The sequence below is a fragment of the Streptomyces sp. NPDC002463 genome, assembly GCF_042889835.1.
Taxonomy (GTDB): Bacteria; Actinomycetota; Actinomycetes; order Streptomycetales; family Streptomycetaceae; genus Streptomyces; species Streptomyces nymphaeiformis.
The window spans coordinates 37,875-50,024 of sequence record NZ_JBIARL010000026.1 but is presented as its reverse complement, the minus strand read 5'-3'; the positions used below and the strand labels follow the sequence as shown (position 1 = coordinate 50,024).

16 protein-coding genes and 1 pseudogene are annotated in these 12,150 nt (G+C 71.0%); 3 read left to right on the top strand and 14 right to left on the bottom strand.

Translation table 11 applies throughout. The features are described from left to right. The first annotated feature begins 137 nt into the window (after window positions 1-137). A complete protein-coding gene (gene dtd, locus ACFYX3_RS36220) occupies window positions 138-563 on the top strand; it encodes a D-aminoacyl-tRNA deacylase (protein ID WP_116159742.1) in 426 nt (141 codons plus the stop codon). On the opposite strand, the gene ACFYX3_RS36215 is transcribed toward dtd, so the two are convergent. The 6 genes from ACFYX3_RS36215 to ACFYX3_RS36190 form a co-directional block, all read right to left on the bottom strand. Continuing rightward, window positions 560-1,525 carry a YgfZ/GcvT domain-containing protein gene (locus ACFYX3_RS36215; protein WP_389023081.1) on the bottom strand — a complete coding sequence of 322 codons (966 nt, stop codon included), beginning with the start codon at window positions 1,523-1,525 and terminating at the stop codon, window positions 560-562. The two genes, dtd and ACFYX3_RS36215, sit on opposite strands and share 4 nt — an antisense overlap. A 10-nt stretch (window positions 1,526-1,535) precedes the next feature. Next, window positions 1,536-1,973 (bottom strand): Fur family transcriptional regulator, encoded by a 438-nt coding sequence (locus ACFYX3_RS36210; protein ID WP_382661846.1) that lies wholly within the window; start codon window positions 1,971-1,973, stop codon window positions 1,536-1,538. A gap of 41 nt (window positions 1,974-2,014) precedes the next feature. After that, complete coding sequence (locus tag ACFYX3_RS36205; protein WP_116159745.1) at window positions 2,015-2,587, bottom strand: FABP family protein; 573 nt, start codon at window positions 2,585-2,587, stop codon at window positions 2,015-2,017. 225 nt (window positions 2,588-2,812) lie between these two features. Next, window positions 2,813-3,679 carry a hypothetical protein gene (locus tag ACFYX3_RS36200; protein ID WP_389023078.1) on the bottom strand — a complete coding sequence of 289 codons (867 nt, stop codon included), beginning with the start codon at window positions 3,677-3,679 and terminating at the stop codon, window positions 2,813-2,815. After that, window positions 3,676-4,464, bottom strand: a complete 789-nt coding sequence (locus tag ACFYX3_RS36195) for a hypothetical protein (protein ID WP_389023075.1) — start codon at window positions 4,462-4,464, stop codon at window positions 3,676-3,678. The genes ACFYX3_RS36200 and ACFYX3_RS36195 overlap by 4 nt, the downstream gene beginning before the upstream one ends. Beyond that, window positions 4,461-5,267, bottom strand: coding sequence for a hypothetical protein (locus tag ACFYX3_RS36190; protein ID WP_389023072.1), 807 nt, complete (start codon window positions 5,265-5,267; stop codon window positions 4,461-4,463). Before ACFYX3_RS36190 ends, ACFYX3_RS36195 begins: the two co-directional genes overlap by 4 nt. Window positions 5,268-5,370: 103 nt before the next feature. On the opposite strand from ACFYX3_RS36190, the gene ACFYX3_RS36185 reads away from it, so the two are divergent. Continuing rightward, window positions 5,371-5,733, top strand: a complete 363-nt coding sequence (locus ACFYX3_RS36185) for a DsrE family protein (protein WP_116159748.1) — start codon at window positions 5,371-5,373, stop codon at window positions 5,731-5,733. A gap of 199 nt (window positions 5,734-5,932) precedes the next feature. Here ACFYX3_RS36185 and ACFYX3_RS36180 read toward each other — a convergent pair. The 8 genes and pseudogenes from ACFYX3_RS36180 to ACFYX3_RS36145 all read right to left on the bottom strand — a co-directional run. Beyond that, window positions 5,933-6,208: pseudogene (locus ACFYX3_RS36180) on the bottom strand (DUF3099 domain-containing protein); the annotation flags it as partial. A gap of 114 nt (window positions 6,209-6,322) precedes the next feature. Beyond that, entirely contained in the window at window positions 6,323-6,613 is a 291-nt protein-coding gene (locus ACFYX3_RS36175) for a DUF1416 domain-containing protein (RefSeq protein WP_086826831.1), read from the bottom strand. 40 nt (window positions 6,614-6,653) lie between these two features. Continuing rightward, window positions 6,654-7,493, bottom strand: a complete 840-nt coding sequence (locus tag ACFYX3_RS36170) for a sulfurtransferase (protein ID WP_116159750.1) — start codon at window positions 7,491-7,493, stop codon at window positions 6,654-6,656. 193 nt (window positions 7,494-7,686) lie between these two features. Next, a complete protein-coding gene (locus ACFYX3_RS36165) occupies window positions 7,687-7,767 on the bottom strand; it encodes a putative leader peptide (RefSeq protein WP_352029015.1) in 81 nt (26 codons plus the stop codon). A 184-nt stretch (window positions 7,768-7,951) separates the two neighbouring features. Beyond that, on the bottom strand, window positions 7,952-8,638 hold the full coding sequence (locus ACFYX3_RS36160) for a DUF2993 domain-containing protein (RefSeq protein WP_382661840.1): 687 nt from the start codon (window positions 8,636-8,638) through the stop codon (window positions 7,952-7,954). A 133-nt stretch (window positions 8,639-8,771) separates the two neighbouring features. Beyond that, complete coding sequence (locus ACFYX3_RS36155; RefSeq protein WP_389023063.1) at window positions 8,772-9,932, bottom strand: hypothetical protein; 1,161 nt, start codon at window positions 9,930-9,932, stop codon at window positions 8,772-8,774. Between the two features lie 11 nt (window positions 9,933-9,943). Then, a complete protein-coding gene (locus tag ACFYX3_RS36150; protein ID WP_116159753.1) occupies window positions 9,944-10,198 on the bottom strand; it encodes a MoaD/ThiS family protein in 255 nt (84 codons plus the stop codon). A gap of 45 nt (window positions 10,199-10,243) precedes the next feature. Continuing rightward, complete coding sequence (locus ACFYX3_RS36145; RefSeq protein WP_389023058.1) at window positions 10,244-11,050, bottom strand: alpha/beta hydrolase; 807 nt, start codon at window positions 11,048-11,050, stop codon at window positions 10,244-10,246. A gap of 269 nt (window positions 11,051-11,319) precedes the next feature. Here ACFYX3_RS36145 and ACFYX3_RS36140 point away from each other — a divergent pair, with 269 nt between their 5' ends. Next, on the top strand, window positions 11,320-12,150 hold the full coding sequence (locus tag ACFYX3_RS36140) for a response regulator transcription factor (protein ID WP_376593951.1): 831 nt from the start codon (window positions 11,320-11,322) through the stop codon (window positions 12,148-12,150).

Genomic DNA, 12,150 nt, shown 5'->3' with positions numbered 1-12,150 from the left:
ATCGTCCCCTCGACCGGTGCGGTCGGCCGCACCGCCTGACACGCATGGTGCCACTCCTGCACGTGCGAATGCAGGCGCTCTGCACCCGTTCGGCCCCTCGTCCTCCGGCCCGTGGCCCGCTCGGTAGGTTGGTGCGCATGCGAGCTGTGGTGCAGAGGGTGGACGGCGCGAGCGTCGTCGTCGCAGGGGAGACCGTCGGGGAGATCACCGGCGAGGGGCTGTGCGTCCTGGTCGGGGTGACCCACGACGACACCCCGGAGAAGGCCGCCCAATTGGCCAGAAAGCTCTGGTCCGTCCGGGTACTGGACGGCGAGAAGTCGTGCTCCGACGTGAACGCGCCGCTGCTCGTCATCTCCCAGTTCACCCTCTACGGAGACGCCCGCAAGGGCCGCCGCCCCACCTGGAACGCCGCGGCCCCCGGCCCGGTCGCCGAGCCCCTCGTCGACGAGGTGGTCGCCCGGCTGCGCGCCCTGGGCGCGCACGTGGAGACGGGCCGCTTCGGAGCGAAGATGAGCGTCTCCCTCACGAACAACGGCCCGTTCACGGTGCTGCTGGAGGTCTAGGGCTCGACGACGGTCTCCTGCGCGGCGGCCGTCGTGCCGGCGATCAGCGGGGCGTCCACGGGCACGTTCCGCTTCAGCAGGCCCAGGGCGATCGGGCCGAGTTCATGGTGACGGACGGCCGTCGTCACGAAGCCGAGCTGCCGGCCCTCCTCCCCGTCGGCCGCGAGGCGGAGCGGGGTGCCGTGGGCGGGCAGCAGGACCTCGCTGCCGTCCAGGTGCAGGAAGACCAGGCGGCGCGGCGGCTTCCCCAGGTTCTGCACCCGGGCGACGGTCTCCTGGCCCCGGTAGCAGCCCTTCTGGAGGTGGACGGCGCTGCCGATGAGGCCGACCTCGTGCGGGATGGTCCGGTGGTCGGTCTCGAAGCCGAGCCGCGGCCGGTGCGCCTCGACGCGCAGCGCCTCGTACGCGAGGATCCCGGCGGCCGGCCCGTGCGAGGCCGCGAAGGACTCCAGGTCGGCGCGGGGCAGGAACAGATCACGGCCGTGCGGGGTCTCCCGTACGACGACGCCTTCGGGCACCTCGGCGATGGACCCGGCCGGAAGGTGGACGACGGCGAAGTCGTCGGTCCGGTCGGCGACCTCGACCCGGTAGAAGAACTTCATCGACTCCAGGTACGCGACGAGCTCCTCGCGCGTCCCCGGCTCGACGTGCGCCCACACCGTCTCGCCGTCGTCGACGAGGTACAGGGCGTGCTCGATGTGCCCGTTCGCGGAGAGGATCAGCGCCTCGGTCGCCTGACCGGGCGGCAGCTCGGTCATGTGCTGGGTGACGAGCAGGTGCAGCCAGCTCAGCCGGTCGTCACCGGAGACGGCGACGACTCCGCGGTGCGAGAGGTCGACGAAGCCGTTGCCTTCGGCGAGGGCGCGCTGCTCACGGAACAGGTCGCCGTAGTGCGCGGCGACGCCTTCGTCGCGGCCTTCGGCGGGGACGGCGCCGGGCAAGGACAGCAGGGGGCTCTTCATACGACAGAGCCTACGACTCGGCGGCAGCGTCCTTGTTCGAACAGTCGCGGCAGCGCCCGAAGATCGCGAAGTGCTTCATGTCCGTCTCGAACCCGAAGGTCTCGCGGAGCTTCCCCGTGAACTCGGCGGCCACCTCGACGTCCGCCTCGATCACCTCGGAGCAGTCCCGGCAGACCAGGTGCAGATGGTGGTGCCGGTCGGCGAGGTGGTAGGTCGGCGCCCCGTGCCCCAGATGCGCGTGGGAGACCAGCCCGAGCTCCTCCAGGAGCTCCAGGGTCCGGTACACGGTGGAGATGTTCACCCCGGAGGCCGTCCTGCGGACCTCGCACAGGATGTCGTCCGGGGTCGCGTGCTCCAGCTTGTCCACGGCCTCCAGGACAAGCTGGCGCTGCGGCGTCAGCCGGTAGCCGCGCTGCCGCAGGTCGCTCTTCCAGTCGGTGCTCACCACGCCCCCCAGTGTAGGAGGACGCGGTGAACGCCCCCAGGTGTCTAGCGGAAGAAGGCGATGCCGTCGTCCGGCATGTCGGGCAGGTTGCGGGCCATCTCCGCGACCTCCTCCGGCGTGACGACCTTCTTCAGGTGCGCCGACATGTACGGGCGGAGCGGGACCTCGGGGGTCGCCTTCTCGCCGACCCACATCAGGTCGCTCTTCACGTAGCCGTAGAGCCGCTTGCCGCCGCTGTACGCGTCCGAGGCCGCGGTCCGGGCGACGGCGTCCGTCACCAGGTCGATCTGCGGCTTCTGGTCGGCGAGCTCGCCGTACCAGATCTCGACGATGCCCTGGTCGCGGACCATGACGACCTCGACCTTGCGGTCCTTGTCGATCCGCCAGTAGCCGCTCTCGCTCTCCAGCGGGCGGACCTTGTTGCCGTCGTTGTCCAGGACCCAGGAGTGGGAGCGGTACTCGAGGAAGTCCCGGCCGTCGTGGCTGAAGGTCACGGACTGGCCGAAGTTGCACTTCTCGGCGCCGGGGAAGTCGGAGACGCCCGCGCCCTCCCACGTGCCGAGCAGGAACGCGAGGGGGACGAGGTCCGGGTTGAGGTCGGACGGAATCTCGATCATGAGCAGCTCTGGCGTTCTCTAGAAGTGGTTAGCGCTGGCCCTGGTACAGCTTCTTCACGGTCAGACCGGCGAAGGCGATCACGCCGACGGCGACCAGGACCAGGAGGGTTTCGAAGAAAGCGATCATGGGGTGCTCCTCGACTGAGCGGTGAAGGCGGAACGGGCCGGACCCCAGCTTAGTGGGCGGGGGTCCGGCCCACTCGGTGAGGTGGGTCTCGCGGACGATCAGCCGAGCAGCTGGTTCTGCAGGGTGACGGTCTGCTGGAACGGCACCGCGAGCGCCTCGCCCTTGCGGGTCTGGGCGATCAGCGCGAGGGTGTCGCCGGCCTGGACGTAGGCCCAGCGGACCTGCTCGGGGCCGTACGGCTTCTTCTCCCGGAAGACGTACACGCTCGTGCCGGATACGCCGATGTCGTCCGCGAAGTTGTCCAGGGCGAGGCCCTCCACCCCGTCCGGCAGGGCCTTCGGGCCGTCCGCGGCGCCCGCCTCCACCACCTCGTCCTTGAACGCCTCGGCGAATGCCACCGAACTGAACCGCAGCAGGTGGATGCTGGTACGGGTGCCGTCCGGAGTCGTCCAGCCCCGGGCGGCGATGTGCCGCAGGGTGGAGTCCGTCAGGGCCCGCTTCACCTCGTCGCGGGACTCCTTCCCGTACAGGGAGAGGTACGAGTCGGTGGGCACGAAGCCGCCGTTCAGCTTCGGGTCGGGCGTCGCGCCGGCCGGCGCGGGCAGCAGCAGGGCGCGCACGTCGGCGTAGTGGATCTCGCCGTCGTTGCTCTCGGTGAAGGGGCGGGGCCGGTCCACCGGCAGGGCGGGGAGCCGGAGCTGCGGGTACTCCCAGCGGCCGTCGCTCCGGGTCTCCAGACCGGGCACGTCGTTCCGGTCGAGGGCGGTGATGCCCATGGCGGTACCGGCGCCCACGCCACCGCACACGACGACGGCGGCGGTCCAGCGGGCGACGGCCCAGAGGACCCGGCGGGACCGGCGGGGCGCCTCGGGCGCGGCCGTCCCGGCCGTCCCGGTCGGCTCGGTCGGCTCGGTCGGCTCGGTCGGCTCGGTCGGCTCGGTCGGCTCGGTCGGCTGCTCGGTCATACGTACTCCCCCGGGGACTGGATGTGGCGGAGCTGCTGCTCGACGAGGTCCGCCACGGCCTTCTGGTCGAAGGGCTCGCCACCGAACGCGATGACGGTGACCATGACCTCCCCGTCGTACGCGGAGCAGGTCATCTTCTGGAGGTCGGGAGTCCGCTCGTCGACGCCGTTCTGCTCGGGCTTCGGGGGCTTGGGCCCCAGGTAGCAGGCGGAGTTCTTCGCGTACTCCTTGCTCTTCGGGCCCTTGCGCAGCCCGAAGAGCTCGGACATCTCCTTGCGGACCTCGAAGAACTCGCGGACCGACTTCTTGTCCTTCATCCGCAGGATCAGCACCTCGGCCTGGAGGGAGCTGTCCTGCGCGGCGTACGAACGCATCGCCATGCCCTGGATGCCGAGCCGGTCGACCGCCTTCTCGTACTCGCGCCGCTTCTTGCCGTAGAAGGACTTGCCCGTCTGCTTGAGGAGGGCCGCGGCCTGCTGCGCCGGGATCTCGTCGTCGTTGCCGTACCCCTCGATGTCCGCCCCGAGCACGTAGCCGTCGGGCACGGGCAGGAGGAGCTTGCTCATCGGCGTGGACGTCCTGCCCCGGGCGACGTCGGCGGCCGGGTCCTTCGGGGTCGCGGACGCGCTGGGCTCGGCCCACGCCACCGTGGGGGCGGTCCGGTCGGCGTGGTCGACGGTGACGGCGGTGTAGGCGACACCGCCGCCGACGGCGCCGAGGACGACCACGGCGGCCAGCACGTTCTTCAGGATCCGGCGCGTGCGGCGCCCGGACTTCTCACTCACAGGCGCCCCAGCTGCCGCTCGGCCAGAGAACGGATCTCGTTCTTGGCGATCTTTTCGGTGTCGAAGACGAGGATGGTGATCGCGATGTCACCGCGCTGGATGAAGGCGCGGGCCTGGTAGAGGTCCATGTATCCCGCCTTGCGCTGCACGGGATAGACGAAGTAGCGGCCGTTCTCGGAGCCCTTCACCGGTTCCCCGAGGGAACCGGACTTCTCTTCGCCGATGGCGATGCCCTGCTGGTCCTTCACGTACTCCAGGGCTCCGTTCCCGGAGGTGGAGCGGTACTGCACGAGGTCGATCTGGACGCGCTTGTGCTCGCCGACGCGCCACGAGCGCGTGGCGCTCCGCCGGATCCCCTGGTCGAGCTGGAACTCCAGCGCCGCCTGGGGGCGGGTGAAGTCGTCGACGTACTCGGACAGCGACTGCCAGCCGTCCGTGCCGTCGGCCCGCGCCCCCGCCGGCTTCGGCAGCAGCAGCTTCCGCAGGTCGCCCTGCACCTTCGCCTGGTGGTCGTCCTTCGCCGACAGCGGCTCCGGCTCCTGGCCCTTCGGCAGCGGCTTCGACGGGTACGCGAGGCCCGGCTGGTTCAGCGGCGGGAGGGCGGTCGGTTCGCGGTCGGCCTGGATGCCGTAGCCGACGGCGGTGCCGCCGACGAGGCCGATGACGGCGGCGACGGCGATCAGCCCGACGGTACGGAGGATCCGGCGGCGCGGCCGCTGGACCGGAGGTGCGGGTTCCGTCGCCGTTTCCGGCTCCGATGGTGACGTTGTATCCGTATTTTGGATACTTTCTTCGATACTCAAGAGTCCCCCCACGAGACCTGAAGCGCGGATTCCGTCACCCGCGCACACAGCTGACACGCAAGGGGCGCATGAGGTTGCAGTGCCGCGCATTACAGTTCGGTATATGGCGAAGAAGCTCGTGATCAAGGTGACCGCAGGGGCCGACGCCCCTGAACGCTGCTCCCAGGCCTTCACGGTGGCCGCCGTCGCCGTCGCGAGCGGCGTCGAGGTCTCGCTGTGGCTGACCGGCGAGTCCGCCTGGTTCGCCCTCCCCGGCCGGGCGGCGGAATTCGACCTCCCGCACGCCGCGCCGCTTCCGGACCTGATCGACTCGATCCTGGCGGCCGGACGCATCACGCTCTGCACGCAGTGCGCGGCGCGCCGCGAGATCACGGAGAAGGACGTCCTGGACGGCGTCCGCATCGCCGGCGCGCAGGTCTTCGTCCAGGAGGCGATGTCCGACGGGACGCAGGCGCTCGTCTACTAGGCCGGAAGGCCAGGGCTCGCGGCGCTTCTTGCCGTCGGACTCGTCCCACCACTCGTCCGGCTGCGGGTCCCCGGACGGATCGTCCCACCAGCGGTCCCACTCCCGACGCACCTCTCGCACCACTCGGCCCCAAGGGGCCTCCCAGGCTTCGAGCCGCTGCGCCGGACTCCGGGCGACGATTCCGGGCGCGCCCGCGCCCTCAGGACTCCCGGCGCTTCTTGCCGTCCAGCTCGTCCCACCACTCGTCCGACTGCGGGTCCCCGGACGGATCGTCCCACCAGCGGTCCTCCGGGCCCCGGCGGTTCGCGATCATCGCGGCGACCGGGGGGATGACCATGGCGACGACGCACATGCCGATGGCGGCCGGCATCGAGAAGAGCCGCACGACGGCCCAGGCGCCCACGAACAGGGCCAGGCAGGCGCCCATCATCCAGAAGTAGACGTGCCGACGTCGCGCGTACACACCTTCAGCGTACGACCGGGCAGCGCGCCCGGAAAGAAAGAAGCCGGAGGGCCGTGCCTCTAGTCCTGGTAATAGGCGTCCAACCCCCCAGGAGGCACGGCCCTCCGGCCGTTCAGTGGTGTGACGTCACACCGCGATGGCGACGTCCGTCAGGCTGCCCGTCTCGGTGACGACGACCTTGCGGTCGGCCTGGGCGCCGGGGACCAGCGCGCGGAGGGTCCACTCGCCGGTCGCCGCGTAGAAGCGGAACTGGCCGGTGGCCGAGGTCGGGACCTCGGCGGTGAACTCGCCGGAGCCGTCGAGGAGGCGCACGTAACCGGTGACGGGCTCGCCGTCCTTGGTCACCTGGCCCTGGATGGCCGTCTCACCGGGCTTGAGCGTGCTGACGTCGGGACCGCCGACCTGAGCTCCACACATGTTCTCTGTCCTGTCCTGAAGAAGCCTGAAGAAGTGGGGGTTACTTGTTGGCGCCGAGCTCGATCGGCACGCCGACGAGGGAGCCGTACTCGGTCCAGGAGCCGTCGTAGTTCTTGACGTTCGTGACCTCGAGGAGCTCGTGCAGGACGAACCAGGTGAGCGCGGAGCGCTCGCCGATGCGGCAGTAGGCGATGGTGTCCTTCGCCAGGTCGACCTGCTCGGCCTCGTAGAGGGCCTTGAGCTCGTCGTCCGACTTGAAGGTGCCGTCGTCGTTGGCGTTCTTCGACCACGGGATGTTGCGGGCGCTCGGCACGTGGCCGGGACGCTGCGACTGCTCCTGCGGGAGGTGCGCCGGGGCGAGCAGCTTGCCGGAGAACTCGTCGGGCGAGCGGACGTCGACCAGGTTCTGGGAGCCGATCGCGGCGACGACGTCGTCACGGAAGGCGCGGATGGAGGAGTCCTGGGCCTTGGCCTTGTACTCGGTGGCCGGGCGGGCCGGCACCTCGGCGACGAGGTCGCGGGAGTCGAGCTCCCACTTCTTGCGGCCGCCGTCGAGGAGCTTGACGTCCTGGTGGCCGTAGAGCTTGAAGTACCAGTAGGCGTAGGAGGCGAACCAGTTGTTGTTGCCGCCGTAGAGGACGACCGTGGTGTCGTTCGCGATGCCCTTGGCCGAGAGGAGCTTCTCGAAGCCCTCCTGGTCGATGAAGTCGCGGCGGACCGGGTCCTGCAGGTCCTTGGTCCAGTCGATACGGATGGCGTTGCGGATGTGGTTCTTCTCGTAGGCCGAGGTGTCCTCGTCGACCTCGACGATGGCGACCTGCGGGTTGTCGAGGTTGGCCTCGACCCAGTCCGCGTCGACCAGGACGTCGCTGCGAGCCATGCTGTTCTCCTCCGGGGCAGTGTGCGGGGGTGTGCTGCGGTGGTGCGGATGCGTGCTGCGGTACGCGTCGTCGCGGACATACGGACATACGGGTCATATGGACATACGGACAGCGGACGTGCGTACGGCTCTGCACAGGGGCGGCCCCGACGTCAGTCGACAGGCCTGAGGGATACGGGAGTTGGCGTCCCGCTCAGACTGAAGGACAGAGCATGGCGGCGACGCGGCACAGGTCTACTGCCCGCCGCTTCGTGAGATCCGCCTGTCGCTTCATGCCCTCGATCGTAGGGACGGACAGGCGGCCGTGTCACCGGTGTGTCGTATTTTGAGACGCGATCGTCCGAGATGCGAGACGTGATCACGTCACGGGCGGCCTTCGGACGTCTCCGGACCGAGGTGTCCGGTTCACCATCTGCGGATCGGACGACCATGTCTCACCATGTGACCAAAGGCCCCCGTCAGCCCGCCAGGACGACGTCCTTGCCGGTCACGGTGACCGCGAGGCCGTCCGGGCGCGGCTCGACCTTCTCCACCTTCATCCCGGCGATCATGCCGATCGGGCGCTCGAAGTCGGTGCGCGCGCGGACCAGGTCCTCGACGCCCGGAATACCCGCGCCCGGCACCTCGTCGGCGCGGACCCGGATGGTGTCGCCGTTCACGACGGTGACCGTGGACAGGACCGAACGGGTCAGGCTGCGGCCGAGGATCTTCACGCTGCCGGTGACCTTCACCTTGCCGTTCCCGCCGTAGGCGACGGTCGCCTCGCGGTCGGAGGCGGCGGTGAGGTCCGCGTACGAGATGAGGGCCGTGCCGCTCGCCGAGCCCGCCTTCGCGCCGGCCCAGTCGCCGGTCACGGTCACGTCCCGGAGGGTCGCGGTCAGCTCGCCGACCCGGACGTCCTTGTCGCCGGCCTGCGCCTTCACGCCGGTCGCCGTCACCTCGACCTCGTCGAACCGCTTGTCCAGGACCTGGGTGAGGAACGGGAAGCCCTTGATGTCGACGTCGATCGAGTCGCTGGTCGAGGCGGACAGCTTCACCCGGCTCGACGCCTCCGACTCGGCGTACGACACGGCCAGCCGGTCGATCCCGACGAGGATCCCGCCCAGCACGACGGCCACGATCAACAGAATCCGCAGTGCTCGCATGGGCTGTGCGTCCCCCCGTAGTGGTTCCTGTGGCGGTTCCCGTGACGGATCCCGTGAAACGTCACGGCCCCCCGACACGAAGATCGACGTGTCGGGGGGCCGGTTGGTTCCCGTGTCCGGGACGAGCCGCAGGTCAGGCCAGGGCCCGGCCGAGCAGGTAGACGGCGGGCGCGGCGGCGGTCAGCGGCAGCGCGACGCCCGCGGTCATGTGGACGAACCGCGACGGGTAGTCGTAGCTGGCCACCCGCAGGCCGATCAGCGCGCAGACCCCGGCGCCGAGGCCGAGGAGCGCGCCGGAGGTGCCCAGGTCGGTGAGGCCGCCGGCCGCGATCCCGGCGCCCGCCGCGGCGAGCAGGGCGGCGATCAGCGAGACCGGTCCGGGCAGCGGCAGCGCCCGGGCGAGGACGGCGGCGGCGACCGCGGCCCCGCCGACGACCACCGCGTCCGGGGCGGCGCCGAGGTGCCCGGTGGCGACGACGGTCAGGGCGGCGGAGGCGATGGTGGCCATCAGGCCGTACATGCGCTCGTCGGGGTCGGCGTGGCTGCGCAGCTGGAGGACGAGGCAGAGCAGCACCCAGACGCCGAGCGTGCCCAGGATCGCGGCGGCCGCGTGCTCCCGGCCGGTGGCGAGCAGGGCGGCGTCGGCGACGAGGCCGCCGAGGAAGGCCAGGGCGATGCCCTGCCGGGCCGGCCACATGCCGTTGAGCCGGAACCAGCCGGCGGCGGTGAGGCCCTGGAGCAGCACGAGCGGGACGAGGAGCCCGTACGAGCCGAGCGAGGCACCGCCCGCGAGCAGCAGTCCGAGGACGGCGGTGAGGGCGGCGGGCTGCATGCCGGGCTCGATCACCGGCGAGCGGCCCTCGGCACGGGCGCGCTGGGCGTCGGTGAGACGGACGTTCCCCGAGGTGGTGGGCGAGGAGTACGCGGGCCCGCCGTCGGCCACCGGAGCGGGCGCCGGGACGGGGGCGGGCGCGGGCTCGGCGACCGGCTCCGCGTGGTACGCGGCGGGCGCGCCTCCCTGCGACGGGTACTGCTCGTACGGCTGCTGCGGGTACGCCTGCTGCTCGTACGGCTGCTGGTGGGGCTGCGGGTGCGGCTGCTCGTGACTCACGGGAGCCTGGGCCTGCGCCCGTGCCGCCTGGATCTGGTCGTACGAGACGGCCGGCTGGTACGTGGTGTCCCAGGTCTGGCCCTCCCACGTCTGGGTGACGTCGGCAGGGTTCTGCGGCCCGTTCGCGTTGGCGTCGGCGTACGGCTCGTACTGCTGCCCGCCGTAGTACTGGTCGTTGCTCATTGCTGTGGGGTTCACCCTCCTGCGAACGGGGGGAGCACCTCGACCGTGCCGCCCTCGGCAAGCCGTACCGTCTCATGGCTCCGGGTCCCGACGGGGTCGCCGTCGACCAGGAACGAGCACCGCTTGAGGACCTGGACGAGCTCGCCCGGGTGCTGCGCGCGGGCCGCGTCGAGGGCCTCGGCGAGGGTCCCGGCGTCGTACGGCTCCTCGGCGACACCGGCGGCCGCCTTGGCCGCGGCCCAGTAGCGGATGGTTCCCGCTGCCATAGCGGCGCTCCCTTCGTTCGTGTGCGCGCCGCCCCCCATCATGGGCTATGCGCGCATGAGCCAGTCCCCCAGGCGGGCGAGGAGCTTCTCGTCGGCCGCGTTCTCGGCGTGGCCCATGCCCCGCTCCAGCCAGAGCTCCGCGTCGCCCGCGGCGGCCAGCATGCGCGGGTGGTCGAGCGGGAAGTAGGCGTCGCGGTCGCCGTGGACGATCAGCAGGGGGGTCGGCGCGATCAGCGGGACCGCCTCCACGGGGGACAGCGGCACCGGGTCCCAGGCCCTGCTGTCGATCCGGGTGCCGAGTCCGTACCGCCCGACGAGGCGGCCCGCCGGCCGGGTGACCACCCAGTGGACGCGGCGCATCGGTGCCGTCCCGCGGTAGTACCAGCGGGCGGGCGCGGACACGGCGGCCACCGCGTCGGCGCTGCCCTCCGTGCCGCGCTCCAGGGCCGCGTGCCGCAGGACCACGGAGCCGCCCATGGAGAAGCCGAGGGTCGCCACGCGCGCGTGGCCGAGCTCACGGGCCCAGCGGACGGCGGCGGACAGGTCGAGGACCTCGCGGTCGCCGACGGTGGAGCGGCCGCCGGAGCGGCCGTGGCCGCGGAAGGAGAAGGTGACGACGGCCGCGCCGCGCTGCGCGAGGGCGCCGGCGGCGCGCCGGACGGCGGGCCGGTCGGCCGCCCCGGTGAAGCCGTGGGCGAGGACGACCGCCGTATCGGTGACACTTGCCCGTGAGGGTTCGTAAACCGCCTCGATCCGGACACCGTCTTCGGTACGCAGCATGGACCGCAAAGGTCGGGAAGTGAGCGAGGAAACATCCACCATGTGAAATCGGCCCTCTGCCTCGGAACTCATGTGGGCTATTCTGCTTGCCAGAGGATCCGGGCGACGCAGCCCCCGGGTCCTTTTGTGTTTTCCGACCGTTGTTACGGACGGATGAACAAAAGCTCTCAGGGCGCGAGAGAGCCACACGTGAGCACACATAGACGTCCTCGCAGGGACCGAGGAGGAACCGACGTCATGGACGAGCGAACGACGACGCACGAAGGATCGACGCACGAGGCATCGGCGCACGAGGCATCGGCGCACGGCGGATCGACGGCGATCGAGGCAGGGGTGGCGCGATGAGTTCTCTGCTGCTCCTGACGAACGCCCTCCAGCCGTCGACCGAGGTGCTTCCCGCCCTCGGCCTGCTGCTGCACAACGTCCGGGTCGCCCCGGCCGAGGGCCCGGCCCTCGTGGACACCCCCGGCGCGGACGTGATCCTCGTCGACGGCCGGCGCGACCTCCCGCAGGTGCGCTCGCTCTGCCAGCTGCTGCGCTCCACCGGGCCCGGCTGTCCGCTGATCCTCGTCGTCACGGAGGGCGGTCTCGCGGCCGTCACCGCCGACTGGGGCATCGACGACGTCCTCCTCGACACGGCGGGCCCCGCCGAGGTCGAGGCGCGGCTCCGGCTCGCGATGGGCCGCCAGCAGATCGTCGCGGACGACTCCCCGATGGAGATCCGCAACGGCGACCTGTCGGTGGACGAGGCGACGTACAGCGCGAAGCTCAAGGGCCGGGTCCTGGACCTGACCTTCAAGGAGTTCGAGCTGCTCAAGTACCTGGCCCAGCACCCGGGCCGGGTCTTCACGCGCGCCCAGCTCCTCCAGGAGGTGTGGGGGTACGACTACTTCGGCGGCACCCGCACGGTCGACGTCCACGTGCGGCGGCTGCGGGCCAAGCTCGGCCCCGAGCACGAGTCGCTCATCGGCACCGTCCGCAACGTCGGCTACCGCTTCGTCACGCCCGAGAAGGTCGAGCGGGCGGCCGAGGAGGTCCGGGCCAAGACGGAGAGCACTCGCGACCGGGAGAAGGCCCGCGCGGGCGCGCGCGTCAAGGACGACACGGAGCTCATCACCCTCCCGGAGGACAGGAACGTGGCAGATGCCACAGTGCGACCTGCCGGTAGGTAG